The 24,091-nt window shown below is 69.2% G+C and carries 23 protein-coding genes; 12 read left to right on the top strand and 11 right to left on the bottom strand.

Features of this window, described 5'->3' with window-relative positions; translation table 11 throughout:
• Positions 1–15: 15 nt before the first annotated feature.
• Complete coding sequence (locus tag Q0Q47_RS09190; RefSeq protein WP_293857780.1) at positions 16–1,248, bottom strand: ABC transporter substrate-binding protein; 1,233 nt, start codon at positions 1,246–1,248, stop codon at positions 16–18.
• A 176-nt stretch (positions 1,249–1,424) separates the two neighbouring features.
• Here Q0Q47_RS09190 and Q0Q47_RS09185 point away from each other — a divergent pair, with 176 nt between their 5' ends.
• A complete protein-coding gene (locus Q0Q47_RS09185) occupies positions 1,425–2,507 on the top strand; it encodes a LacI family DNA-binding transcriptional regulator (protein ID WP_293857777.1) in 1,083 nt (360 codons plus the stop codon).
• Here the strand turns inward: Q0Q47_RS09185 and Q0Q47_RS09180 are convergent.
• The 5 genes from Q0Q47_RS09180 to Q0Q47_RS09160 all read right to left on the bottom strand — a co-directional run bounded on the left by Q0Q47_RS09180 (position 2,497) and on the right by Q0Q47_RS09160 (position 7,877).
• Complete coding sequence (locus Q0Q47_RS09180; RefSeq protein WP_293857774.1) at positions 2,497–3,546, bottom strand: histidine kinase dimerization/phosphoacceptor domain -containing protein; 1,050 nt, start codon at positions 3,544–3,546, stop codon at positions 2,497–2,499. The genes Q0Q47_RS09185 and Q0Q47_RS09180 overlap by 11 nt on opposite strands.
• On the bottom strand, positions 3,543–3,977 hold the full coding sequence (locus Q0Q47_RS09175; RefSeq protein WP_293857771.1) for a response regulator: 435 nt from the start codon (positions 3,975–3,977) through the stop codon (positions 3,543–3,545). The genes Q0Q47_RS09180 and Q0Q47_RS09175 overlap by 4 nt, the downstream gene beginning before the upstream one ends.
• A complete protein-coding gene (locus tag Q0Q47_RS09170) occupies positions 3,978–5,783 on the bottom strand; it encodes an ATP-binding protein (protein WP_293857768.1) in 1,806 nt (601 codons plus the stop codon).
• Positions 5,784–5,884: 101 nt separating this feature from the next.
• Positions 5,885–6,457, bottom strand: coding sequence for an ActR/PrrA/RegA family redox response regulator transcription factor (locus tag Q0Q47_RS09165; RefSeq protein ID WP_293857765.1), 573 nt, complete (start codon positions 6,455–6,457; stop codon positions 5,885–5,887).
• A gap of 58 nt (positions 6,458–6,515) precedes the next feature.
• Complete coding sequence (locus tag Q0Q47_RS09160; RefSeq protein ID WP_293857762.1) at positions 6,516–7,877, bottom strand: ActS/PrrB/RegB family redox-sensitive histidine kinase; 1,362 nt, start codon at positions 7,875–7,877, stop codon at positions 6,516–6,518.
• A gap of 268 nt (positions 7,878–8,145) precedes the next feature.
• Between Q0Q47_RS09160 and Q0Q47_RS09155 the strand changes: the two genes are divergently transcribed.
• On the top strand, positions 8,146–9,459 hold the full coding sequence (locus Q0Q47_RS09155) for a polyhydroxyalkanoate depolymerase (RefSeq protein ID WP_293857759.1): 1,314 nt from the start codon (positions 8,146–8,148) through the stop codon (positions 9,457–9,459).
• An 18-nt stretch (positions 9,460–9,477) separates the two neighbouring features.
• Positions 9,478–9,999: a type II toxin-antitoxin system PemK/MazF family toxin gene (locus Q0Q47_RS09150; protein WP_293857756.1), complete on the top strand. Its 522-nt coding sequence runs from the start codon at positions 9,478–9,480 to the stop codon at positions 9,997–9,999.
• Positions 10,000–10,151: 152 nt separating this feature from the next.
• Here Q0Q47_RS09150 and Q0Q47_RS09145 read toward each other — a convergent pair whose 3' ends face one another.
• Positions 10,152–10,919: a TetR/AcrR family transcriptional regulator gene (locus tag Q0Q47_RS09145; RefSeq protein ID WP_293857753.1), complete on the bottom strand. Its 768-nt coding sequence runs from the start codon at positions 10,917–10,919 to the stop codon at positions 10,152–10,154.
• Between the two features lie 139 nt (positions 10,920–11,058).
• Here Q0Q47_RS09145 and sdhC point away from each other — a divergent pair, with 139 nt between their 5' ends.
• Genes sdhC through Q0Q47_RS09125 form a run of 4 tightly spaced genes read left to right on the top strand, consistent with a single transcriptional unit; the run spans position 11,059 to position 14,499 of the window.
• Complete coding sequence (sdhC, locus tag Q0Q47_RS09140; protein ID WP_293857750.1) at positions 11,059–11,457, top strand: succinate dehydrogenase, cytochrome b556 subunit; 399 nt, start codon at positions 11,059–11,061, stop codon at positions 11,455–11,457.
• 10 nt (positions 11,458–11,467) lie between these two features.
• Positions 11,468–11,866, top strand: a complete 399-nt coding sequence (gene sdhD, locus Q0Q47_RS09135) for a succinate dehydrogenase, hydrophobic membrane anchor protein (protein WP_293857745.1) — start codon at positions 11,468–11,470, stop codon at positions 11,864–11,866.
• A gap of 2 nt (positions 11,867–11,868) precedes the next feature.
• Complete coding sequence (gene sdhA, locus Q0Q47_RS09130) at positions 11,869–13,704, top strand: succinate dehydrogenase flavoprotein subunit (protein ID WP_293857742.1); 1,836 nt, start codon at positions 11,869–11,871, stop codon at positions 13,702–13,704.
• Between the two features lie 15 nt (positions 13,705–13,719).
• The gene (locus tag Q0Q47_RS09125; protein WP_293857739.1) at positions 13,720–14,499 is read left to right on the top strand and encodes a succinate dehydrogenase iron-sulfur subunit; all 780 of its coding nucleotides are present in this window, start codon (positions 13,720–13,722) and stop codon (positions 14,497–14,499) included.
• Positions 14,500–14,612: 113 nt separating this feature from the next.
• Here the strand turns inward: Q0Q47_RS09125 and Q0Q47_RS09120 are convergent, their stop codons facing one another.
• On the bottom strand, positions 14,613–15,092 hold the full coding sequence (locus Q0Q47_RS09120; protein ID WP_293857736.1) for a hypothetical protein: 480 nt from the start codon (positions 15,090–15,092) through the stop codon (positions 14,613–14,615).
• Positions 15,093–15,227: 135 nt separating this feature from the next.
• On the bottom strand, positions 15,228–15,788 hold the full coding sequence (locus Q0Q47_RS09115) for a GNAT family N-acetyltransferase (RefSeq protein ID WP_293857733.1): 561 nt from the start codon (positions 15,786–15,788) through the stop codon (positions 15,228–15,230).
• 223 nt (positions 15,789–16,011) lie between these two features.
• Between Q0Q47_RS09115 and Q0Q47_RS09110 the strand changes: the two genes are divergently transcribed.
• Positions 16,012–16,647: a glutathione S-transferase family protein gene (locus Q0Q47_RS09110; protein ID WP_293857730.1), complete on the top strand. Its 636-nt coding sequence runs from the start codon at positions 16,012–16,014 to the stop codon at positions 16,645–16,647.
• Between the two features lie 81 nt (positions 16,648–16,728).
• Positions 16,729–17,904, top strand: coding sequence for a cell division protein ZapE (gene zapE, locus Q0Q47_RS09105; protein WP_293857727.1), 1,176 nt, complete (start codon positions 16,729–16,731; stop codon positions 17,902–17,904).
• Positions 17,905–18,030: 126 nt separating this feature from the next.
• Here the strand turns inward: zapE and Q0Q47_RS09100 are convergent, their stop codons facing one another.
• Together Q0Q47_RS09100 and Q0Q47_RS09095 are read right to left on the bottom strand one after the other, a co-directional pair.
• Complete coding sequence (locus Q0Q47_RS09100) at positions 18,031–19,197, bottom strand: acetyl-CoA acetyltransferase (protein WP_293857724.1); 1,167 nt, start codon at positions 19,195–19,197, stop codon at positions 18,031–18,033.
• 84 nt (positions 19,198–19,281) lie between these two features.
• Positions 19,282–20,187, bottom strand: coding sequence for a DMT family transporter (locus tag Q0Q47_RS09095; RefSeq protein WP_293857721.1), 906 nt, complete (start codon positions 20,185–20,187; stop codon positions 19,282–19,284).
• A gap of 213 nt (positions 20,188–20,400) precedes the next feature.
• Here Q0Q47_RS09095 and Q0Q47_RS09090 point away from each other — a divergent pair, with 213 nt between their 5' ends.
• The 3 genes from Q0Q47_RS09090 to Q0Q47_RS09080 are packed head-to-tail and all read left to right on the top strand — an operon-like array spanning position 20,401 to position 24,030.
• Positions 20,401–21,981, top strand: coding sequence for a serine hydrolase (locus Q0Q47_RS09090; protein ID WP_293857718.1), 1,581 nt, complete (start codon positions 20,401–20,403; stop codon positions 21,979–21,981).
• Positions 21,982–22,015: 34 nt separating this feature from the next.
• Positions 22,016–22,921, top strand: coding sequence for an EamA family transporter (locus Q0Q47_RS09085; RefSeq protein WP_293857715.1), 906 nt, complete (start codon positions 22,016–22,018; stop codon positions 22,919–22,921).
• Positions 22,918–24,030: a GTP-binding protein gene (locus tag Q0Q47_RS09080; RefSeq protein WP_293857712.1), complete on the top strand. Its 1,113-nt coding sequence runs from the start codon at positions 22,918–22,920 to the stop codon at positions 24,028–24,030. Before Q0Q47_RS09085 ends, Q0Q47_RS09080 begins: the two co-directional genes overlap by 4 nt.
• Positions 24,031–24,091 lie beyond the last annotated feature (61 nt).

Genomic DNA, 24,091 nt, shown 5'->3' with positions numbered 1-24,091 from the left:
GGCATCAGTGCAGGATCAGAGGGTCTTGAGCGCCGCGGCGAACTTGTCCGCGAACTGGTCGACGGTCTGGGCCGGGGTGTTCCAGTAGGAGGAGATCACGTCCTCGACCGCACCCGTCACGGCCGGCGCGGTCAGGAGCTCCATGGCGGGCGCCTGCTGGGCCGGGTCGGCCGCCATCTTCGCGCCCTTCTGGGCGCAGATGTCCATCGACGAGGTGTCGACGTCCGTGCGGACCGGGATCGAGCCCTTCTTCTTGTTGAACTCGACCTGCGTGGCCGGGTCGAGCAGCATCTTGGCCAGCACGATCTGCTGCTTCTGCTGCGCGGCGTCCTTGGTCTTCGGGAAGGCGAAGACGTCGCCGCCCATCAGGTAGCCGCCACCCGCCTTCGACAGGACGACGCAGCCGTATTCCTTGCCGGCGGTCTGGTTGGCGGCGATGAACTCGCCCTTGGCCCAGTCGCCCATGATCTGGCCAGCGGCCTTGCCCTGGATGACGAGCGCGGTAGCGTCGTTCCAGTTGCGGCCCGGCGCGCCCGCGTCGACGTAGTTGCGCAGCTTTGCGAAGGTCTCGGCGACCTGCTTGAACTCCGGCGACTTCAGGGCCTTGGGATCCTTGTCACCGTAGACCGACATCCACAGCTTGGGACCGCCCACGCCGACCATGACGGTGTTGAAGAGGCCGCGCTCCCAGGTCTTCTGGCCCGAGAAGGCCAGCGGGATCAGGCCGGCGGCCTTCGCCTTCTCCAGGACGACGAGCAGATCGTCGAAGGTCTTGGGTTCCTCGGCGCCGAGCTTCTTGAGGACCTCCGTGTTGAAGAACAGCCAGTTCTGGCCGTGGATGTTCACCGGAACGGCGAACATCTTGCCGTTGCGGGTGGTGGCGGCCAGGATCGGGCCCGGGATCTTGTCCTTCCACTTCATCTCGGCGGCGACGGCGTCGACGTCGTTGAGCAGGTTGTTCTCGACGAGTTCGTCGAACTGCTTGCCGGTGTTGAACTGCATCATCGTGGGCGGGGTGCCGGCCACCGTGCGGTTGATGGCCGCGGTGCGCGCATTGGCGCCGCCGGCGATCGCGGTGTCGACCCAGGTGCCGCCGCCCTTGGTGTACATGTCGGCGAACACCTTCACCGCCGCGGACTCGCCGCCCGAGGTCCACCAGTGGATCACCTCGGCCTTGTCCTGCGCGAAGGCGGTGCCGGCCCAGCCGAGGCCGAGGGCAAGCGCAACGACGGATGCTGTATGCTTCATGGGTTTCCTCCCGCTGGCAGGGGACGTTTGCCGTCGCCCTTGTAATCGATTACAATTTGGAGCGAGAGTGAAGTCCGCGCGATGGTCTGTCAAGAGGCCGTCGTTGCTGCGCTGCAGCAAGAAGAATGCGGCAGGAAGATCCGGGCTATAGCCTGGACGGGAATGGAGACGCAGGCGTGAGCGACAAGACCGGACAGGGCGCGCGGACCGCCACCATTGCTGACGTCGCCGCGCGTGCGGGTGTCTCCACCGCGACCGTGAGCCGGGCCCTGGCCAAGCCGGACAGCGTGCGGGCGGAGACGGTCGCCCTCGTGATGGAGGCCGTGCGCGCCTGCGGATACACGCCGAACTCGAGCGCGCGCATGCTGCGCACCCAGCGCACCCAGATGGTGCTCGTGGTCGTGCCGAGCATCGCCAACCAGATGTACTCCCACGTCCTGCGCGGGGTGGACACCGCCCTCGCGCCGGCGGGCTACGGAGTGATCATCGGCAACCTGGACAGCGCGCCTGGCAACCAGTCCCGTCTCGTCGAGCTGGCCTTCGCCCGGCAGGTGGACGCGATCATCCTCCTGTGCGGCTACATTCCCGGCAGCCATGGGCGCACGCTCGTGGAAGCCGGCCTGCCCATCGTCTCCCTGTGCGCCCCGATCGGGCATCCGTCCATCCCCGACGTCTGCGCCGACGACGAGGCCGGCGGGCGCGAGGCCGGCCGGTTCCTGGCGTCGCTGGGTCATCGCCGGCTCGCCTATGCCGCCGGACCGAAGGGCAGCGTGGTCGACACGGCCCGCTGGACGCAGTTCCGTGCCGCGGCGCTCGCAGCGGGCATCGCCGATCACGACATCGTCAGGGTCGAGGGCGATGCCGGCGCCCGCTTCAGCTTCGTCAGCGGCATGGCCGCCGGCGAGCGGTTCCTGGCGATCCCCGACCGGCCGACGGCGGTGTTCTGCGCCAGCGACGAGATCGCCATGGGGCTGATGAAGGTGGTGCGCAGGGCGGGCCTGCGCGTTCCCGGCGACGTGTCGGTGGTCGGCTTCGACGGCATCGACCAGGTGGACTACCTCGATCCCGTCCTGTCGACGATGCGCCAGCCGCGACAGGAGATCGGGCGGCGGGGCGCCGAGGTGCTGCTGCGCATGCTCGACGGCACGAGCACCCCCGACGATCACGCGATCCGGTTGCCGGTGGAACTGCTGAGCCGGGAGAGCACGGCGCCCTGGCGGCCGGCACCGCGCGCGAGGCTGAAGGACGTCAGAGGCTGAAGGTCAGGACCGCGCGGGTCCCCACCGGCCGCGCCTCGTAGGCGATCGTGGTGCCCAGCGTCGCGGTCATGGCGCGCACGATGCGCGTGCCCAGCCCGCTTCCCTTGGGGGCGGCTTCGCCGCTAAGGCCGATGCCGTCGTCCTCCACTTCGAGGCGGCACTGCTCGCCCCGGCGCGACAGGTTGATGCGGATGTCGCCGAGGACGTCCTGCGGATAGGCGTATTTGAACGCGTTGGTGACGAGTTCCGTCACGATCACGCCCACCGACACGGCGCGGTCCGTGCCCACGCGGACCGGTTCGGCCCGCAGCATGATCGTATGCTCGCGCCCGGCCGCCTTCATGGCCGCCTCCAGCTCCTCCACGAGCCCGGACAGATAGGCATCCATGGCGACGAAGCGGACGTCCTCGGAGGTATAGAGGCGGCGATGGATCTGCGCGATGGCGTGGATCCTGTTCTGGGCCTCGACCAGCGCTTCGCGGGCGACAGGGTCCAGGCCCTCGGTCTTCTGCTGCATGGACACGAGCGAGGCGACGAGCTGCAGGCTGTTGGCGACGCGGTGGTTGACCTCGCGCAGCAGGATCTCCGCCCGCTCCCGCGCCTCCCGCATCTCGCGCTCCGCGGCCGCCTTGTCGCGCCGGAGCCGCTGCTGCTCGAGGGCCTGCGTCACCGCCTGGCCGAGCAGGTCGATGAAGATGCCGGCGGTGTCCTTGATGACGTAGTCCGCCGCACCGGCCTTCAGGGCCGCCACGGCGATCCGTCCCTCTTCCGAGCCGGTGACGTAGACGACGGGGGGAGGCTCGGCGAGGGCCTGGATGTCGACGAGCACGTCGAGCCCCTGGCGCGTCGGCATGAAGTGGTCGAGAGCCACGACGTCGAAGGTGCCGCAGGCGAGCCTGGCCAGCCCGGCTTCGCCGTCCTCCACGTGCGTCACCGCGAAGCCGAGGCGGGCGAGCCTTCGTTCGACGAGCCGGCCCAGTCCCGGATCGTCGTCGATGTAGAGCAGGCGCACGGGGCCCGGCGTCTCGGCTTCGGTCAAGGGACTTCCGGTACCTGCATCACGGAGAGGAACAGGCCGAGTTGCCGGATGGCCTGGGCGAAACTCTCATATTCCACCGGCTTGGTGATGTAGACATTACATCCCAGATCGTAGCAACGCTCGATTTCGCGCTGGTCGTCCGTGGTGGTGAGCACCACCACGGGTGCGCGGCGCAGCGTTTCGTCGCTCTTGAGGCGCGCCAGGATCTCCGTGCCGCTCATGTCCGGCAGGTTGAGGTCGAGCAGCACGAGGATGGGGCCGTGGTCATGCGTCGGATCGCCGAACAGGTGGTCGCAGGCCGCATTGCCGCTGACGAAATGGCGGATCTCGTTGCAGACGCCGGCGCGGCGGATGTTCTTCTCGATCAGCCGGGCATGGCCGTCGTCGTCCTCCACCATGATGATGGTGACGGGATGGGGGGAACTGGCCATTTACGCGGCCTCCTCGTTTGACGCGGTCAGGACACGCGGCAGGGTCACCACGAAGGTGGAGCCCTGTCCCGGTTCCGACGAGACGGTGATGGTGCCTCCCAGCCTGCGCACGAGCGCCCGCGTGTGGGCGAGGCCGATGCCGTGGCCGGGAACGTCCTGGGCGCCGGCGCGCCGGAACAGGTCGAAGATGCGGTCGAAATCGCGCGGGTCGATGCCGCGGCCGTTGTCGACGATCGCGTAGTGCAGGTTGGGACCGTCCTCCCAGCCGCGCACGACGATCAGGCCGGGCTTGCCCGGCTGAAGATACTTCACGGCGTTCTCGACGAGATTGCCGAACACCTGCTCGATCGCCATGCGGTCGCTGACGACGTCGGGCATGTCGCGGGTATCCAGGACGGCCGGGTGTTCGTCGAGCTGGTGCGCCAGGACGGTCTGGAACGCCTCGACCAGCGACCGCATCGGCACGAGCTCGGGTTGCAGCACCCGGCGGCCTTCACGCGAGAGCTTCAGGATGGCCCCGATCAGCCAGTCCATGCGCTGGGTCGAGCTGCGGATGAACGCGATGGCCTCCGGAAGATCCTCCTCCACCGCGACCCGCACGGTCTCGGGAAGGGCCCGCCCGTCGGCTCCGCCGAAGTGGTCGGTGATGGTCTGGCGGATGCTTTCCAGCTCGCTCGTGAAGCCCATGACGTTGACCAGCGGCGAGCGCAGGTCATGGCTCACGATGTAGGCGAACCGCTGGATCTCCTCGTTGGCGGCCTGCAGATCGACCATGCGCGCCGCAACGATGTTCTCGAGATTGGCATTGACCGATTCCAGCGCGGCGCGCGCCTGCTCGAGCTCCGCCGTGCGCAGGGCGACCCTGTTTTCCAGCGTCTCGTTGAGCTCGCGAAGCGCCGACTCTGCCCGCATCTGCACGGTGATGTCGTGGCCCTGCACGAAGATGCCGGCGACCTGCCCGTCGTCGCCCACGATGGGCTGGTAGACGAGGTCCAGCACCAGCTCCTCGAGCGGTGCGTCGGGCGCGCGACGGAGGCGCGCCGTGACGCCGTGCCCCACGAAGGGCTTGGCCGTGTCGCGCACCTCGTCGAGGAGTTCGATGAAGCCCTGGCCCGCGATCTCGGGCAGCGCATCGGCGACGCTGCGACCGACGATGTCCCGCCGGCCGACCAGCTGCAGATACGCGGCATTGGCGATCTCGAAGACGTGATCGGGCCCGCGCAGCACCGCCATGAAGCCTGGCGCCTGGTCGAAGAGGGTGCGCAGGCGCGACGCCTCGGCGGTGAGGTCGGCGTTGCGGGCCTGCACGGCACGCGCCCGGCCCAGGATGGCCGTCTCCAGCGGAGAGCGGTCGTCCACGCGCCGGCGCAGCCTCGTGATCTCGGTGATGTCCTGGGTATGCTGCATCACGAACACCGCCCGCCCGTCCTGATCCAGGATCGGCGTGTGGGTCGCGCTCCAGACGCGTCGCTCGGGGCCCGCGGGGCTTTCGATCTGGTACTCCACGACGGCGAGGTGATCGACCGTGCCCTGCTGCAGGGCCTTGAGGAGCGACTCGCGCACGAGCGCGACCGACGGATCGTTGACCGTGCCTTCGTTCGGAAAGGCTTCGAAGAGGTTTCGCCTCACGATAGCCTCGCGCTTGCTCATCGTCACGGCGAGGTAGGCCTCGTTCATGTCGATGATGCGAAGCTCGGGATCGAGCAGGACGTAGGGGTTCGGCGCCCGGCGAAAGAGGGCCACATAGTCAATGGACGGCCCGGAGACGCTCGCGTCCCCTGGTGCCGTCCCGGCCGTGTCGTTCATCCTGCGCTGGCTCCGCGTCGAGATCTCACGACGCGAGCCGTCGCTGGATCGGGCCGTCAACGCGAGGCGTGGCCTTCGCGTTCCATGCACGATTTGGAAATTCAGCGCGGGGCGCGTTTGGCCAGGATGCGCTGCAGGGTGCGCCGGTGCATCGCCAGGCGCCGGGCCGTCTCCGAGACGTTGCGGCCGCACAGTTCGTAGACGCGCTGGATATGCTCCCACCGCACCCGGTCGGCCGACATCGGGTTTTCCGGGGGCATGGCCCGGTCCTCGCCCGTCGACTGCAGCGCGGCGTCGATCTCGTCGGCGTCGGCAGGCTTCGCGATGTAGTCGTAGGCGCCGAGCTTCACGGCGGACACGGCCGTCGCGATGTTTCCGTAGCCGGTCAGGATGATGCCACGGGCGTCGGGCCGAACCTCGCCCAGTTGTTTGAGCACGTCCAAACCGTTGCCGTCGGCAAGGCGCATGTCGATGACGGCGAACGCCGGCGCCTCGCGCGCGATCGCGGCGAGCCCGTCGGCGACGGATTCGGCGGCCGTCACGACGTAGCCACGGGCCTCCATGGCGCGGACCAGCCGCGTGAGAAAGGCCCGGTCGTCATCGACGATGAGCAGGGACTTGTCGGTCGGGGGGACCTGGGAGACGGGGGAAGATGACACGCTGGACAACATCATTGGGAACCTCCATGCGTCTTACGCAGGGGCGCGTCCACCGGTTCACTTTTGGCCTATTTCACAGGGGAAATCCGGGTTCTAGCGCCGAAGCGGGCGGAACGAGGCCCCTTTCGAACGAGAAGCGCGACCAGCGGACCGCGACCGACGCGCCGCCGTCGGAGGCGTTGCCGGCGAACACGGACGCACCGGAACGCTCCAGCAGGGTCTTGGCGATGAACATGCCCAGGCCCATCCCCGACCCCTCCTCGGACTTGGCCCGGCGGCCGCCGCGCGTGGTCACGTAGGGCTCGCCGAGGCGGGCCAGCACGTCGGGCGGAAAGCCGGGGCCGTCGTCGCGGATCTCGACGGTCACGCTGTCGCGGATCTCGACGGTCACGCTGTCGCGATCCCAGCGCGCGTCGATGAGCACGCGCTCGCGGGCGAAGTCGACGGCGTTCTCGATGAGGTTGCCGAGACCGTAGATCAGCCCCGGATTGCGGCGACAGACCGGCTCGGTCCCCTCGCCCCTGACGTCGACCACGATGTCGACGTCGAAGGGCCGGTGCGGACCGGCGACCTCCTCGATCAGGAGGCTGAGCCGCATGCTGTCGAGCACGGCCGCGTCTTCGTTGCCCAGCGAGGTCAGCTTGCCGAGGATGCTGCGGCAACGGGCCACCTGCTGGCTGAGCAGGGCGATGTCGTCGGCGATCGGGCCTTCCTTCGGACCGCTGCGGCCGAGCTCCTTGGCGACGAGGGCGATGGTGGCCAGCGGCGTGCCCAGCTCATGGGCGGCGGCTGCGGCGAGCCCATCGAGTTGAGACAGGTGCTGTTCGCGAGCCAGCACGAACTCCGTCGCCGCCAACGCCTGCGCCAGCTCGCGCGCTTCCTGCGTCACGCGCCAGGCGTAGACGCCGATGAAGGCAAGGCCGAGCAGGATCGCCGACCAGATGCCGGCCCGGTAGAGCGGCGGCAGGCTCAGGGGCTCGCCCGGCGTCCAGGGCAGGGGCTCGTGCCAGAACCCGAGCAGCGTCGCCGCGGTGATCGCCAGCACGCCCAGCGACAGGGTCCGTCGGGGCGGCAATGCGGCGGCCGAGATCATGACCGGGGCCAGGAACAGCATCGAGAACGGGTTCTCGAGGCCTCCGGTCAGGTAGAGAAGGGCCGCCAGCTGGAGAATGTCGTAGCCCAGGAGCAGCGAAGCCCCGCCGTCCGACATGCGGTGCCCGACGGGATAGAGCATCCCGATGCTCACATTGAGCGCGGCCGACACCACGATGACCGAAAGGCAGGCCAGAAGAGGGATCGGGAAGCCGAGCCCGAAGGCGACGCCCAGCACCGCCGCGAGCTGTCCGCCGATGGACAGCCAGCGCAGACGCACCAGCGTGCCGACCCGCAGGCGGCTGGCACCGGTACCGAAGTCGAGGGCGTCGGGCATGCGCATTGCGTGTTCCTAGCGTGCCGTCCGGCCCGGTTCGAGGGGGCGTCTCGCCGCAGGAACGCCGCGACGCCGGGCGCCCGAGCGCGATCCTGCCGGACAGCGGAGCTGGAACCCTGCCATGTTTTCGGGCATTGGCGGCAAACGGATCACTCATTTCACCCATGGGAATGTCACGGATCTTTCACCTTCGAAGGATTGTGGAAAAGGTTTTGGTGGTTAAGCTTGCGGCACGATGCCCACAGTCGCGGCGCCTCAGACAGGAGAGTTCCCCATGCAGCTGCCCCTCTACGTGTGGTACGAGGCGGCCCATGCCTTCCTGGCTCCGGCCCGCGCGCTCGCCGATTCCACCCGGATCTTCTATTCCAACCCGCTGAATCCGGTCTCGCAGACGCAGATGGCCCGCTCGATGACGGCCGCGTGCGAGCTGTTCGAGCGCGCCACGCGCCGCTACGGCAAGCCCACGTTCGGCTTCGAGACCACGCTCGTGGGCGGCCAGCGCGTCTCCGTGATGGAGCGCGTCGTGTGGGAGCGCCCGTTCTGCAAGCTCCTGCACTTCGACCGCGCTTTGGGCGAGATGCGGGCGCGCCAGCCGAAGCTTCTGATCGTCGCCCCGATGTCCGGCCACTATGCGACGCTGCTGCGCGGCACGGTGGAGGCCTTCCTGCCCACCCACGAGGTCTTCATCACCGACTGGGTCGATGCGCGCAACGTGCCGCTCGGCGAGGGCCGCTTCGATCTCGACGACTACATCGACTACGTCATCGGCATGCTGCGCCTGCTCGGGCCCGACGTGCACGTGATGGCGGTCTGCCAGCCCAGCGTGCCGGTGATCGCGGCCATCGCCCGCATGGAGGCGATGGACGATCCCCGCACGCCGCGCTCCATGACCTTGATGGGCGGGCCCATCGACACCCGCAAGTCGCCGACCGAGGTGAACCTGCTCGCCGAGAAGCGCGGCATCGAGTGGTTCCGCCGCAATTGCATCGTCAAGGTGCCGCTGCCCAACCCGGGCTTCATGCGCGACGTCTATCCGGGCTTCCTGCAGCTCGCCGGCTTCATGGCGATGAACATCGACCGGCATCTCGAAGCCCAGGGCGAGATGTTCAAGCACCTCGTCGAAGGCGACGGCGACTCGGCCGAGAAGCACCGGGACTTCTACGACGAGTACCTCGCCGTGATGGATCTCACGGCCGAGTTCTACCTGCAGACCGTCGAGACGGTGTTCGTCGACCACGCCCTGCCGAAGGGTGAGATGATGCACCGCGACGCGCCCGTCGACCTCACCGCCATCCGCCGTGTCGGCCTGATGACCGTCGAGGGCGAGAAGGACGACATCTCCGGCGTCGGCCAGACGCAGGCCGCACACGACCTGTGCCCCAACATTCCCGACGAGCTGCGCGTCCATTGGCTGCAGCCGAAGGTCGGCCACTACGGCGTCTTCAACGGCTCGCGCTTCCGCGCCGACATCGCCCCGCGGATCGCCGACTTCATCGCCAACTGCGATGCCACCGCCGCCCGCGGCGGGCTCGACAAGGGCGGCTCCGTCCTGCGGCTGGCCGGACGCAAGGCCGGCAAGGGGAACTAACGCAGTTCATCTTCGCTGTTGCCCGATTTCGACGTGAGACTAAGATCGGCGGATTGTCTCGCCGATCTTTTATTTATCCTCGTCGAGCCGTTCGGGCCCATGCCAATCAAGCTTTCCGTCAGCCCACGGACCGTGTTGCTGTGCGACTATGGCATGGGCGGGTTCGTGCCGCCTGAGATGGTCAAGCGACGTCCCGTGGTGATCGTGTCGCCTCGCCTTCCTCACCGCGACGGACTGTGTACCGTCGTGCCACTCTCGGGCACCCCGCCGCTTCATGCGGTTCCTTACGTCGTGAAGGTCGACCTTCCGGAGCCGCTTCCGGACCCGTTCGGCGAGCGGACGTTCTGGGCGAAATGCGACATGGTCGGGACCGTGGCGTTCGGCAGACTCGACCTCTTCCAGACCAAGCGCGGGCATGACGGGCGGAGGCGCTATCTGCATCCGAAGCTGCCGCAGGATGCCTTCGCGGAGGTCCGGCGCGGAGTGCTGTTTGCTTTGGGGCTCGGTCACTTGACAATTACTACGCCCGGCACACATTAGCGGCGATCGCTCTCGGCTCCTGCCGTTGAGCCTCAAGACCCCGCGAGGGGCAACCCCGCCATGGCGATAACAAGCCCGGCGGGGTTTTTCGTTTGTCGATGCCACGCTGGGCAGATGCGTTGCTCCGCGGGTCGGTCCAGCAGGACCGATCCTCACGCGGGCCTCTTCACCGCGCTGCTCGTCCGTCCTTGACGAAGAATGCCGGGCGTCACGGCCGGCGGCATCCTGTGCAGCCTGCGGATGGTCTCGCGGGCGCCGGCGAGGAACGTCGTCACGTAGAGGCGCAGGATCTCGCCCGCGTCGTCGTCCATGCGCGCGCCGTAGACGTGCTCGCGGATTGCGCGGAACATCGCCGCCCCGTGCAGGAGCATCACGAGCTCCCGCTCGCCCCGGGACATCGGCGTGCGGTCGAGGCCCGGCAGGCGCGCCTCGTGGCGCAGTTCGCCCACGACCGGCTCGAGGATGCTTGACGTCAGCGTCGCACCCCTGGCCGCGGGGACGGGGTAGCGGTCCAGCGCCGCGCGGACGAAGAGCCGCAGGCCCAGCCCATCCTCCTGCTCGGCCTGCAGGCGATAGACCTCGCACAGGCGATCCTCGAGCGGACGGCCGCGGTCGGCGAGGATGGCGGGATAGTCCAGCGTCCATCGGCCCGCGGCGACCCGGTGGAACACCGCCTCGACCAGCGACTCCTTGGACGTGAAATAACGGTAGATCAGCGCCTGGCGGATGCCGAGGCGGTCGGCGAGCGTGTGAGTGGTCCCCGAAAAGCCCGATTCAGCGAAGAAACGGGACGCTTCCGCCAGGATCTGTTCGCGGCGTTCTGTCGCGCTGAGGCGTTCCGCGCGCTCGCGGCGGGGTCGCGGGGCCGCCTCGGCCGGCTCATCCAGCCCCGCTTGCGCTCGTCGCCGTGCCCGCGCCATCGCCGCGCCATGCCTCCCGGGAACCCGAATCCGTCGAATGGATCATAGCTTATCGCATTGCGAAGGGGGGCCACATTCGCTACGAAACAGGCCGAGAAGTCGCCCTTCCCGGGCACAACAGCGCAAAATGAGAAGGCGAATGGCCGACTCCAAGCTCCGCATCGAGCGTCCGCTCTCCCCCCACCTGCAGATCTATCGCCCCATGCTGACGATGACGATGTCCATCGTCCATCGCGTGACGGGCGCCGCGCTCTACTTCGGCACGGTGATCCTGGCCTTCTGGCTGATCGCCGCCGCCTCGGGCAAGGCGAACTTCGACGTGGCCCAGGCGGTGCTCGGCTCGTTCCTCGGCCGCATCGTCCTGTTCGGCTACACCTGGGCGCTGCTGCACCACATGCTCGGCGGCATCCGCCACCTCATCTGGGACACGGGGCGCGGCTTCGGTCCCGAGGCCCGCGAGACCCTCGCCAAGATGACGCTCGGCGGCTCCATCGTCCTGACGATCCTGGTGTGGATCGTCGCCTACGCCGTGCGCTGAGGAGGCACCGATGTCCGAGACGTCCGGTCGTTCCATCATCACTCCCCTCAAGCGGGTCCGCGGGCTCGGTTCGGCCGGCAGCGGCACGGATCACTTCTGGCGCCAGCGCATCACCGCGCTCGCGCAGGTGCCGCTCACCCTGGCCTTCGTGGTCGTGCTGCTCTCGGTCATCGGCAAGCCGCACGCGGCCGTGGTGGCCACCCTGTCGCATCCCCTCGTCGCGCTGCTCATGCTTCTCTTCGTGGTGTCCGGCGCGATCCACATGAAGATCGGCATGCAGGTCATCATCGAGGACTACGTCCACGAGGAACTGCCGAAACTGGTGCTCCTCGCGCTGAACATCTTCTTCGCGATCGCCGTCGGGTTCGCCTGCGCCTTCGCGCTTCTCAAGCTGAGCTTCGGAGCCTGACCATGGCTGCCAACGGAACCAACGGCGTCGCCGCCCCCTCGACCCTCGGCGCGGCCTATCCCATCACCGACCACACCTTCGACGTCGTCGTCGTCGGCGCCGGCGGCGCCGGACTGCGCGCAACGGTGGGCTGCTCGCAGGCCGGCCTGCGCACGGCCTGCATCAGCAAGGTGTTCCCCACCCGCTCGCACACCGTGGCCGCCCAGGGCGGCATCTCGGCGGCGCTCGGCAACATGGGGCCGGACGACTGGCGCTGGCACATGTACGACACCGTGAAGGGGTCGGACTGGCTGGGCGACCAGGACGCCATCGAGTACCTGTGCCGCAACGCGCCGGCCGCCGTCTACGAGCTCGAGCACTGGGGCGTGCCCTTCTCGCGCACCGACGAGGGCAAGATCTACCAGCGCCCCTTCGGCGGCATGACGACGGACTACGGCAAGGGCACCGCGCAGCGCACCTGCGCCGCAGCCGACCGCACGGGCCACGCCATCCTGCATACGCTCTATGGCCAGGCGCTGCGCAACCAGACCGAGTTCTTCATCGAGTACTTCGCCATCGACCTGATCATGGACGAGGACGGCCGCTGCCGCGGCGTCGTCGCCATCAAGATGGACGACGGCACGATCCACCGTTTCCGCTCGCACATGGTGATCCTGGCCACGGGCGGCTACGGCCGCGCCTACTTCTCGGCCACCTCGGCGCACACCTGCACCGGCGATGGCAACGCCATGGTGCTGCGCGCCGGCCTGCCGCTGCAGGACATGGAGTTCGTGCAGTTCCACCCGACCGGCATCTACGGCGCGGGCTGCCTCATCACGGAGGGCGCGCGCGGCGAGGGTGGCTATCTCACCAACTCCGAGGGCGAGCGTTTCATGGAGCGCTATGCGCCCTCGGCGAAGGACCTGGCCTCGCGTGACGTGGTGTCGCGCGCCATGACCATGGAGATCCGTGGCGGGCGCGGCGTGGGCAAGAACAAGGACCACATCTACCTGCACCTCGACCACCTCGATCCGAAGATCCTGCACGAGCGCCTGCCCGGCATCTCGGAGAGCGCCAAGATCTTCGCCGGCGTCGACGTGACCCGCGAGCCGATCCCGGTGCTGCCGACGGTGCACTACAACATGGGCGGCATCCCCACGAACTATCACGGGGAAGTGCTGACGAAGGTCGGCGGCGATCCGGACACGGTGGTGCCCGGCCTGATGGCGATCGGCGAGGCGGCCTGCGTCTCCGTGCACGGCGCCAACCGCCTGGGCTCGAACTCGCTCATCGACCTCGTGGTGTTCGGCCGCGCGGCCGGCATGCGCGCCGCCGAGATCGTCACGCCCGGCGAGAAGCACGCCGAGCTGCCGGCGAACTCCGCCGACCTCGCGCTGTCGCGCCTCGACCACTTCCGCAACGCCAAGGGCGGCACGTCGACCGCGGAGCTCCGCGACCGCATGCAGAAGACGATGCAGAGCAACTGCGCCGTCTACCGCACCGGCGAGGTTCTGGCCGAGGGCCAGAAGCTGATCACCGAGGTGTGGAAGGGGACCGCCGACGTGCGCGTCACCGACCGCTCGCTGATCTGGAACTCGGACCTGCTCGAGACCCTCGAGTTCGACAACCTGATCACCCAGGCGGTGGTCACGATGGAGGGTGCGCTGAACCGCACGGAGTCGCGCGGCGCCCAGGCCCGCGAGGACTACCCCGATCGCGACGACAAGAACTGGATGAAGCACACCCTGGCCTGGATCGACGAGACGAAGCACGCCGTCGTCCTCGATTACCGGCCGGTCCACACCTACACGATGACCAACGACATCCAGTACATCGAGCCCAAGGCTCGCGTGTACTGAGGGAACGGTTCAGCGATGGTCCAGCTCACACTCCCGAAGAACTCCCGCCCCGTCGAGGGCAAGGTCTGGCCGAAGCCCCAGGGGGCCAAGGCGCTGACCGAGTTCCGCATCTACCGCTACGATCCGGACGGCGAGAGCAATCCGCGCATCGACACCTACTGGGTGGACCGCGAGGATTGCGGCCCGATGATCCTGGACGGGATCATCTGGATCAAGAACAAGATCGATCCCACGCTCACCTTCCGCCGCTCGTGCCGCGAGGGCATCTGCGGCTCGTGCGCGATGAACATCGACGGCACGAACACCCTGGCCTGCACCAAGGCCATGGACGACGTGAAGGGCACGATCCGCATCTACCCGCTGCCGCACATGCCGGTGGTGAAGGACCTGGTGCCGGACCTCACCGGCTTCTACGCCCAGCACGCCTCCATCGAGCCGTGGCTGCACACCTCGAGCCCCTCGCCCGAGAAGGAGTGGAAGCAGTCCCCCGAGGACCGCGTGAAGCTCGACGGACTCTACGAGTGCATCCTGTGCGCCTGCTGCTCGACGAGCTGCCCGAGCTACTGGTGGAACGGCGATCGCTACCTCGGACCGGCGGCGCTGCTGCAGGCCTATCGCTGGCTGATCGACTCGCGCGACGAGGCGACCGGCGAGCGTCTCGACAATCTCGAGGACCCGTTCCGGCTCTATCGCTGCCACACCATCATGAACTGCGCGAAGGCCTGCCCGAAGGGCCTGAACCCGGCCAAGGCGATCGCCGAAATCAAGAAGATGATGGTCGCTCGCCAGTTCTGAGCGACGCTCTCTTCCGCATGGCCCACAAATGAAAACGGCGTCCGCGAGGACGCCGTTTTCATGTCTTGGTTCAGGCGATGCAGGTGCCGGCCAGCGGGCCGGCTCCCAACGTCTTACTTCGCCTTCGACGCCTTGGCGGCGGGCTTCGCAGCAGCCTTCGCGGCCACCTTCATCGGGGCCTTCGCGGCAGGCTTCGCAGCCGGCTTGGCAGCAGCCTTGGCAGCCGGCTTCGCAGCGGCCTTCGGGGCAGCGGCGGGCTTCGCAGCAGCCTTGGGAGCAGCAGCGGGCTTCGCAGCGGCCTTGGGGGCAGCGGCGGGCTTCGCGGCAGGCTTCGCAGCAGCCTTGGGAGCAGCGGCCTTGGGAGCAGCAGCCTTCGGGGCAGCGGCCTTGGCAGGCGCCTTCGCAGCAGCGGCCTTGGGGGCAGCAGCCGGCTTGGCAGCAGCCTTGGGAGCGGCGGCCTTCGGGGCAGCGGCCTTCGCCGGAGCCTTCGCAGCCGGCGCCTTCGCAGCAGCCTTTGCCTTCGGTGCAGCAGCGGGCTTCGCTGCCGGCTTGGACTCTTTTACGCCACTCGTGGTCTTCGCAGTCTTCGCCATGGGGATATCCTCCGAATCGGGCGACACACGATGAGCGTGGAAACTAAAGCTGAAAAAAGAGTATTCGCCACAAGTTTTTCGACATTACTGCCTCATCGGCTGTGCGAAAGTGGGCTCGTCGAGGGGCTAGTCTTGTCAAGCGCGACGCTTCGGAAGAGGCAGCCAGCGCGGCCCGATGCGCATGATCGCAGTCGCGAATTCCTTTTCATTTTCAGAGTGTTCTGAGGTTGTCACCAAGGCGTCGCGATGCTGCTCTGCGTGCAGGTCGCACACCATGGGCGCGTTGAAAACCAGGTCTGCGGCAAACTTTCTCGCGAGACCCTGCATCGCGACATTTTCTGCGAGGCAGCTCATGTAGAGACGCCTCACGCCGAGCTCGCGAGCCTCGTCGGTGAGTCGGCGAAAGAGCTGCGAGCCGACGCCGCGGCCGCGCCATGCGGGCTCCACCGAGAAGGAGGCTTCGGCGATCCTGCCTTCGATCAGACGAAGCTCGCCGGCCGCACGCAGAGTGCCCTCGTCGAACCATCCCAGCACGAAGCAGAGAGGCCGCATCAGCGACGACGCGTAGGCGACGAGGAACGCGTCGTCGACGGGCATCGCGAAGCGGCTTCTGCGGCTCGCGTGGTCGAGCCGCAGGAGGTGCTCGCGAAGGGATGCGAGGTCCTCCGCACCGAGCACGCGGAGCGACGACGACATGGCGGCGGAACGTCCCATCGGAAGACCTCTGCAACGACGAATGCGGGCGCTCTTCCCGGGCGTGGTGTCGTTGGCGTCCGTGCCGCGCGAGGGCATGAGCCGCAGGGTCGATCATGGCGCGATGCGGGGCCGCGTCCACACCCTCTTTCGTCGCACAGTCGCGACTTGTGGGATGCGCCACGGGCGACCAAGATCGGCGTCCCCGAGGGAGAGGACAGACGCGATGTCCCAGTACACGCTGCACTGCTTTGCGCAGTCCGGAAACGCCTACAAGGTGGCCTTCTACCTGCAGGCTGCGGGCCTGCCGTGGACGCCGCGCTGGGTCGACTATTTCAAGGCGGGCGAGACACGCGCGGCCGCCTGGCGCGAGCAGGTGAGCGAGATGGGCGAGGTGCCCGTCCTCGAGCATGGCGGCAGGCGCTACTCGCAGTCGGGCGCGATCCTCACCTGGCTCGCGGAGCACACGGGCCACTTCGCGCCGGAGGGTGCGGAGGAGCGCTACGAGGCCCTGCGCTGGCTCTTGTGGGACAATCACAAGTTCACCAGCTACTACGCCACCCTGCGCTTCCTGGTGGGCCTCCAGAAGAGCGGCGAGAGCCCCGTGACCGAGTTCCTGCGGATGCGCGCCCAGGCCGCCTTCGCCGTGGCCGACAAGCACTTCGAGGCGAAGCCCTTCGTGCTCGGCGCGAAGCCCTCGATCGCCGACTTCTCGCTCGCGGGCTACGCCTTCTACGACGAGGAGACCGGCATGGACTGGGCCGCGTATCCCGCACTGTCGGCGTGGCGCGAGCGCATGCGCGCCCTGCCCGGCTGGGTGCATCCCTACGCCCTCATGCCCGGCCATCCGCTGCCGGCCTGAAACCCCATCGCCCGAAGAGGAATTGCCGTCGGGGGCAGGAGCGCGCTAAACCGGCGCGCCGCATCCCCGCCGGAGCCTCCCGTGCCGTCCACCATCGCCGACCGCTACCAGGCTCTCGTGAGCGCCGGCACGATCGAGGAAGACCCCGCACAGCGCGCCATCGTCCGCCGCTTCGTCACGCTCGGCGAGGCGCTGGTCGAGCGCAAGCTGGCGCGCAAGAACCGCGCGCTCGGCTGGCTGTTCGGCCGCAACGCGGCGCCCAGCATCGTGCGCGGCCTCTACATCTGGGGTTCGGTCGGCCGCGGCAAGACGATGCTCATGGACCTCTTCCACGAGCACGTGCCGATCCCCGACAAGCGTCGCGCCCACTTCCACGCGTTCATGGCCGACGTCCACGAGCGCATCCACGCCTTCCGGCAGAAGGTGAAGCGCGGCGAGATCAAGGACACCGATCCGATCCCGCCGATCGCCGGCGCGCTCGCCGCCGAGGCCTCTCTGCTCTGCTTCGACGAGTTCACCGTCACCGACATCGCCGACGCGATGATCCTCGGCCGGCTCTTCACCGCGCTTTTCGCGCAGGGCGTCACCGTGGTCGCGACCTCGAACGTCGAGCCCTCGCGGCTCTACGAGGGCGGCCTCAACCGAGCGCTCTTCCTGCCGTTCATCGCCCTGCTCACCGAGCGGATGGAGGTCGTGAAGCTGGAGGCCCGCACCGACTTCCGCATGGAGAAGCTGGGCGGTGCCCCGGTCTGGCGCGTGCCCGCCGACGAGGCGGCCGAGCAGGCCCTCGGAGATGCCTTCCTGCGGCTCACCGGCGGCCAGAAAGGGGCGCCGGTGACGCTCCACGTGAAGGGCCGCGAGGTGGTCGTTCCGCGGGCCGCGCAGGGCGTGGCGCGCGTCTCGTTCCACGAGCTGTGCGAGCAGCCTCTCGGCGCCTCCGACTACCTCGCCATCGCCGAGCGCTTCCACACCGTCGTGCTCGACGGCGTGCCGGTGATGGGCATCGAGCATCGCAATGCCGCGAAGCGCTTCATCATCCTCGTGGACGCGCTGTACGACGCGGGCGTGAAGCTCGTCGCGAGCGCCGCCGCCGAACCGCCGGACCTCTACACCGCGGCCGAGGGCCGCGAGGCCTTCGAGTTCGACCGCACGGTCTCGCGCCTCATCGAGATGCGCTCGCAGGAGTACCTCGCCGCACCGAAGGGCCGGCGTGATTCCGTGGCGTCGGGGAACACCACGGGGCTGGTGGAGACGTAGGGCGCAGAGAGGGTCTGCACGCCGCGACCACGACGCGTTTCCAGCTCACCGCCATCCCTCAGCCGTCATGGCCGGGCTTGGCCCGGGCATGACGTGCGGATGGAATGCAGGCCGCTCGAGAGCGGCTCAGCGCACCCGTTCCAGAATGCTCACGTAGTTCGCCACCGCCGCGCCGCCCATGTTGAAGATCCCGCCCAACGTGGCCGCCGGGATCTGCATGTCGCCGGCCTCGCCGCACAGCTGCATGGCGGTGAGCGCGTGCATGGACACGCCCGTGGCGCCGATGGGGTGGCCCTTCGACTTGAGGCCTCCGGACGGGTTCACGGGAAGGCGCCCGTCCTTCTCGGTCCAGCCCTCCGCGATGGCGCGCGCGCCCTGCCCCGCGGGCACCAGGCCCATGGCCTCGTACTCGATGAGCTCGGCGATGGTGAAGCAGTCGTGCGTCTCGACGAAGGACAGGTGCTCCAGCGTCACGCCGGCCTGCATCAGCGCGCGCCGCCAGGCTTCCGAGCAGCCCTCGAACGTCAGTATGTCGCGGCGCGACATCGGCAGGAAATCCTGCACGTGCTGGGCGGCCCGGAAGGCCACCGCGCGGGGCATGCCGACGGCGCTCTCCAGGTCGGCGAGCACCACGGCGGCGGCGCCGTCGGAGACGAGCGAACAGTCGGTGCGCTTGAGGGGACCGGCGACGAAGGGGTTCTTGTCGCTCTCCTCACGGCAGAAGGCGAAGCCGAGGTCCTTGCGCATCTGCGCGTAGGGATTGGCGACGCCGTTGCGGTGGTTCTTGGCGGCGATGCGCGCCAGCGCGTCCGACTGGTCGCCATGGCGCTGGAAATAGGCGGCGGCGATCTTGCCGAACACGCCGGCGAAGCCCGCCGGGGTGTCGCCGTCCTCCGGCAGGTAGGAGGCCTTCAGGAGGTTGCGCCCAATCTCGGGACCCGGCGTGCGGGTCATCTGCTCGACGCCCACGACGAGCACCACCTTCGCCTGCTTCGCCGCGATCGTCTTGAGGCTCTGGTGCACCGCGGCCGAGCCGGTGGCGCAGGCGTTCTCGACGCGCGTCGCCGGCTTGAAGCGCAGGCCGGGGTCCGCCTGCAGGACGAGCGACGCGGTGAAGTCCTGCGCGGAGAAGCCCGCGTTGAAATGGCCGAGCACGATCTCGTCGACCTGGGCCGCCTCGAGGCCCGCGTGTTCGAGGGCCTGCGTCGCGACCTTCACGATCAGGCTCTCGACGGTCTCGGCGTCCTGCTTGCCGAACGGGGTGTGGGCCCAGCCCACGATGCATGCGGTCATGGCGGTCACTCCCTCGCGCGCGTCACCCCGCGCCCCACGGAGTGTGGGGGGCGCGGACCGCCTCCGCAAGATCGGGACGGTCCCTCAGGCCTGCGACCATAGGAGGACGACGACGCCCACCACGATCAGCGCCATGCCGACGAGGTCGCGCCGGCTCGTCTCCTGGGAGAACAGCTTGCGCGACACGCCCTGTGCCATGAGCACCTCCACGAGGGCGAGCGTGCGCACGTTGGCGGCGCTCGTCAGCGAGAAGCCGATGAACCAGAACTGCGACGCGAGCGCGCCCATGAAGCCGGCGAAGAGGGAGGGACGCCAGGCGCCGAAGCTCTTGAACAGCGCCGGCCGGTCGAACGCGCCGAGCCACAGGATCAGCATGGCGGTCTGCATGCCCAGCGACCAGGCCAGGGTCGTCGTGGACCGCAGCACGAAGGAGCCGCTCGGCAGCGACAGGATGGCACCGCGGAAGGCCACGGCGGAGACGGCGAAGAACACGCCCGCGACGACGCCGAAGAGGGCCGGCCGCAGCGCATCGCCGGAGACCATCTTCGTGCCGGGCTTCATCGCCATCAGCACGACGCCCGCCGTGGCGGAGAGGATGGCCAGGGACCCCAGGACGGTCAGGTGGTCGCCCAGGACGGCGATGCCGAAGATCGCCACCAGCACGGGCTCGGTCTTGATGAGGGCCGTGGTGACGGCGAAGGAGCGCTCGCGCATCGCCGCGAGCATCAGCACCGTCGCCAGGATCTGCGTCACTGCCCCGCCCGCGGTGAAGGCCAGGAACCGCGCCCCGCCGAAGGGCACCGCCTCGCCCGACACGAGCGCCACCATGGCGAGGAAGAGCAGCGCGAAGGGAAAGCCGTAGAGGAAGCGCACCTGGCTGGCGCCGACCGTGCCGAGCGTCGCGGTGAGGCTGCGCTGCATGGCGTTGCGGGCGGTCTGCGCCGCGGCGGCGATGAAGGTCGCCGGTATCCAGAAGAGCGTCCAGGTCACGGTGAATGCCGGTCGGGCCGAGGCTGCGAGAAAGCGTGGTGCATTGGCGCGGCTGCCCGATCCCGGCCATGATCGGTCGATACCAGCCGGTGAAATGCTAGGCAAATCATCACGCGCGGAGTAGGAATGGCCGAGGTCCGGCCGGCGGGGCAGTCGCTGCCCGCGGACGGTGGGATCGGTCACGGCCTCTCGCGCACATTCGGAATGGGTTTCATGTCGCCACCCCGCCGACCGTCGTCCGGCCTCCTGTCCCGCGTTGCGTCCTGGTCAGTCCTGGTCGCGGCCCTGGTGGCCCCCTCCCTCGCCGAAGCCGCGGCCCCCTTCGTCGTCATCGATGCCGCCAGCGGCCGCGTGCTGATGCAGGAGGATGCCACCATGCCCTGGCATCCGGCCTCCGTGACCAAGCTGATGACGACCTACGTGGCCCTGAAGCGCCTGCGCGAGGGTGCGATCGGCTGGGAGACGCCGATCCCCGTCTCGATGCGTGCCGCGCGCGCCGTGCCGTCCAAGATCGGGCTGAATCCCGGCCAGGAGGTCACGCTCGAGAACGCGATGAAGATGATGCTGGTGAAGTCGGCCAACGACATGGCCGTCGTCATCGCCGAGGGCGTCGGCGGCAGCGTCGAGAACTTCGCCGAGATGATGAACGCCGAGGCGGCGCGGCTCGGCATGCGCGAGAGCCACTTCGAGAACCCGAACGGCCTGCACGTGCCCGGCCAGCAGACATCGGCCCGCGACCTCGCCATCCTCGCCCGCGCCCTGCTCACCGAATTCCCCGACCAGGCCGACCTGTTCCAGATCCCCGCCGTGCAGCTGGGCGAGCGGGTGATGAAGAACACCAACGGCCTCATCGGCCGCTATCCGGGCATCGAGGGCATGAAGACGGGCTTCGTCTGCCCCTCGGGGTTCAACCTCGTGGCCGTCGCCTCGCGGGGCGGGCAGCGCCTCATCGCGGTCGTGCTGGGGCAGCCTTCGGCGGCCGACCGGACGATCAAGGCCGCGGCGCTGCTCGACAAGGGCTTCGGCACCTCGGGCGGATTCTTCGGCCTCAGCGGCGGCACGCTGGAGAGCCTGCCCCGCTCGCCCGTCTCGGTCGCCCCGAACATGCGCCAGGACATCTGCGTGCGCCGCAAGGGACCGCCGGCCTCCGAGGAGGAGCTCGACGCCGGCCCGGTCCAGGTCCCCGCCTTCCAGAACGCGGAAAGCGGCCAGCCCTTCAGCGGCGCGGTCTTCGCCGCGGCCGTGCCGGGTTCGAGCGTGCGCGGCAGCCGCGGTCCGCGCTCGCTGTCCGAACGGGCTCCGCTCGAGCCCATCCCGGTCTTCGTCGGCCGCTCGCCCGGCTCGGCCTCCGCGCCGATCGCCGCCAATGCCCGGCCGGTCCCCGCCAGGCCCGACGAGCCCGCCACGGCGACGGCCTATGCCGGCGACAAAGGCAAGCTCGTCAATCCCCTGACCGGCCGCCCCGTCGCGCCGGTCGCCGCCGGCGCCGGCCCGATCGTGCTCGCCCCGGCCGAGGCGGTTCCGCTCAAGGCGGGCAGCGGCATCGGGTCTGGAGCCAGGCCGTCGGATGCGAAGAAGCTCGGCGCCATCGAGGCCAAGTCCGCGGAGCCCAAGGCTGCGGTGGCCAAGCCGGTCCCCACCGGCAAGGCCGCGCCCGTGAAGGCCAAGGCCAAGCCCGCCGCCAAGGCGAAGCCCAAGGCCGCGGCCAAGCCCGCTGCGAAGGCGCCCGCGAAGACCACCGCCAAGCCGGCCGGCAAGACCACCGGCCTCGCCCACCCGGCGGGCGGCGCCTGAGCGCCGCCGGCCCCGACCGCGCCGCCCCTCGCCCATGACCCCAGCCTCGTCCGCAGCCGGTCTCGCCATGGCGCTCGGCGGCGCAGCCGCCTACGGCTTCAACATCACCTTCGCGCGGCTGGCGGCCTTCGCCGGCGTGCCCGGCCCATCCCTGGTGCTCTACCGCGTCGTGCTGATGCTGGCGCTGGCGGCCGCGGGCGCGGCCATCATGCGAGAGACGCTGAAGGTGCCTCCGGCGCGGCGCGGCGGCGTCCTGCTGCTGAGCCTGACGTCGGCGGGCGTGGGGCTGTGCTACCTCTCCTCCGTGGCCTTCATCCCGGTCGCGGTGGCGGCGGTGATCTTCTACACCTTCCCTGTCCTGATCGTGCTGGCCTCGCCCTTCGTCGACGGCAAGCCCGTGGCGGCGGCGACGCTCATGGTGGCGCTCGCGGCCTTCGTCGGCATCGTCCTCGTCGTCGGACCGGCCTGGGGCGACCTCGATCCGGTCGGGCTCCTGCTGGCGGCCGGTGCGAGCCTCAGCGCCACGGGGCAGTTCTTCGTCGCCACGCGCCTGGCCGGCGTGGGCACCTGGCCGAAGCTGTTCTGGATCCACGTCGTCATCCTGCCGATCTCGCTGGTGGTCGCGCTGGTCACCGGGGGGATCGCGCCGCCGGCGGCTCTGGCGTCGGCGCCCTGGTCGGTGTTCTTCCACGTGGCCGGATTTCTCGTCGGCTTCTCGCTGACGCTGATGGCGCTCGCGCGGATCTCGGCGGTCGCTGCCGGCCTCACCTACTGCGCCGAGCCGGTGATCGCCGCGATCACCGCGGCGATCGTCATCGGCGAGCGGCTCGCGCCGCTGCAATATGCGGGCGGAGCCCTCGTCATCGCCGCGATCGTCGCCAACATCCTGCTCAGCCGGCGCGAGGAGGCCCCCGCGGCCGCGCAGGAGGCCGCGTCGTGAGCCTGGCCGCGCCCCTGCCCGTGACGATCCTCACCGGCTTCCTCGGCGCCGGGAAGACGACGCTGCTCAACGGGCTCCTCAAGGATCCCGCCCTGTCGGACACGATCGTGCTCATCAACGAGTTCGGCGAGATCGGGCTCGACCACCTGCTCGTCGAAGCGGTCGAGGGGGACATGATCCTGCTCTCGTCGGGCTGCCTGTGCTGTTCGGTGCGCGGAGACCTCGTGGCGACGCTCGAGGACCTGCTGCAGCGCCGGACCGAGGGCACCGTCTCGCCCTTCCGGCGCGTGCTCATCGAGACCACGGGACTGGCCGACCCGGCGCCGGTCCTGGCTTCGGTCATCAGCCATCCGCTGCTGTCGACACGCTACGGCATCGACGGCGTGGTCACGGTGGTGGACGCCGTCAACGGCGAGGACACGCTGGATACCTACCCCGAGGCCGTGAAGCAGGCCGCGGTGGCCGACCGCATCGTGCTCACCAAGACGGACCTCGCGAGCCCCGAGGCGACCGAGGCCCTGCGGCGGCGGCTGCGGCGGCTCAACCCGGGCGCCAGGCAGCTCGTGGCCGCCGAGACGACCGCGCAGGCCCTGCTCGATGCGGGTCCCTTCGACCCCGCGACGGGGCGCATCGCGGACGTCGCCACCTGGCTCAGCGAGGAGGCCTTCCGCGACGCGGCCGGGCATGAAGGCCACGACCACGGCGCGGGCTCCGACCAGAGCCCCCACGACGTGAGCCGCCACGATGCCCACGTGCGCGCCTTCTCGCTCGCCACGGACGTGCCGATCCCGGTCGCCGCGCTCGACCTGTTCCTGACCCTGCTGCCGTCCGCCCACGGCCCGAAGCTCCTGCGCCTCAAGGGTCTCGTGCGCACCGTCGAGGACCCGGAGCGACCGATCGTGCTGCATGGCGTCCAGCACGTGATGCACCCGCCCGTGGTGCTGCCGCGCTGGCCCGACGAGGACCGCCGCACGCGCCTCGTGTTCATCACGCGGGACCTCGAGGAAAGCTTCGTCCGCCGCCTGTGGGATGCCTTCACCGGCACGCCCGCCGTGGACACGCCCGACCGCGCCGCGCTCATGGACAACCCGTTGTCGCTGAGGCGGTGAAGGCGGGTCGTCTCCAGATTTTGGGGCAAACACAAAGCCCCTCATCCTGAGCCGGCCGCAA

Source organism: uncultured Alsobacter sp. (assembly GCF_945952055.1).
Lineage (GTDB): Bacteria > Pseudomonadota > Alphaproteobacteria > Rhizobiales > Beijerinckiaceae > Alsobacter.
Note: the sequence above shows the minus strand (reverse complement) of the source record. Positions and strands in the feature narration are given on the sequence as shown.

Excerpts from the sequence above, each read along its gene's own strand:
- Q0Q47_RS09190 (WP_293857780.1), bottom strand. The coding sequence starts at position 1,248 with ATGAAGCATACAGCATCCGTCGTTGCGCTTGCCCTCGGCCTCGGCTGG.
- Q0Q47_RS09175 (WP_293857771.1), bottom strand. The coding sequence starts at position 3,977 with ATGGCCAGTTCCCCCCATCCCGTCACCATCATCATGGTGGAGGACGAC.
- Q0Q47_RS09170 (WP_293857768.1), bottom strand. The coding sequence starts at position 5,783 with ATGAACGACACGGCCGGGACGGCACCAGGGGACGCGAGCGTCTCCGGG.
- Q0Q47_RS09165 (WP_293857765.1), bottom strand. The coding sequence starts at position 6,457 with ATGATGTTGTCCAGCGTGTCATCTTCCCCCGTCTCCCAGGTCCCCCCG.
- Q0Q47_RS09160 (WP_293857762.1), bottom strand. The coding sequence starts at position 7,877 with ATGCGCATGCCCGACGCCCTCGACTTCGGTACCGGTGCCAGCCGCCTG.
- Q0Q47_RS09155 (WP_293857759.1), top strand. The coding sequence starts at position 8,146 with ATGCAGCTGCCCCTCTACGTGTGGTACGAGGCGGCCCATGCCTTCCTG.
- Q0Q47_RS09145 (WP_293857753.1), bottom strand. The coding sequence starts at position 10,919 with ATGGCGCGGGCACGGCGACGAGCGCAAGCGGGGCTGGATGAGCCGGCC.
- sdhC (WP_293857750.1), top strand. The coding sequence starts at position 11,059 with ATGGCCGACTCCAAGCTCCGCATCGAGCGTCCGCTCTCCCCCCACCTG.
- sdhD (WP_293857745.1), top strand. The coding sequence starts at position 11,468 with ATGTCCGAGACGTCCGGTCGTTCCATCATCACTCCCCTCAAGCGGGTC.
- sdhA (WP_293857742.1), top strand. The coding sequence starts at position 11,869 with ATGGCTGCCAACGGAACCAACGGCGTCGCCGCCCCCTCGACCCTCGGC.
- Q0Q47_RS09125 (WP_293857739.1), top strand. The coding sequence starts at position 13,720 with ATGGTCCAGCTCACACTCCCGAAGAACTCCCGCCCCGTCGAGGGCAAG.
- Q0Q47_RS09120 (WP_293857736.1), bottom strand. The coding sequence starts at position 15,092 with ATGGCGAAGACTGCGAAGACCACGAGTGGCGTAAAAGAGTCCAAGCCG.
- Q0Q47_RS09115 (WP_293857733.1), bottom strand. The coding sequence starts at position 15,788 with ATGTCGTCGTCGCTCCGCGTGCTCGGTGCGGAGGACCTCGCATCCCTT.
- Q0Q47_RS09110 (WP_293857730.1), top strand. The coding sequence starts at position 16,012 with ATGTCCCAGTACACGCTGCACTGCTTTGCGCAGTCCGGAAACGCCTAC.
- Q0Q47_RS09100 (WP_293857724.1), bottom strand. The coding sequence starts at position 19,197 with ATGACCGCATGCATCGTGGGCTGGGCCCACACCCCGTTCGGCAAGCAG.
- Q0Q47_RS09090 (WP_293857718.1), top strand. The coding sequence starts at position 20,401 with ATGTCGCCACCCCGCCGACCGTCGTCCGGCCTCCTGTCCCGCGTTGCG.
- Q0Q47_RS09085 (WP_293857715.1), top strand. The coding sequence starts at position 22,016 with ATGACCCCAGCCTCGTCCGCAGCCGGTCTCGCCATGGCGCTCGGCGGC.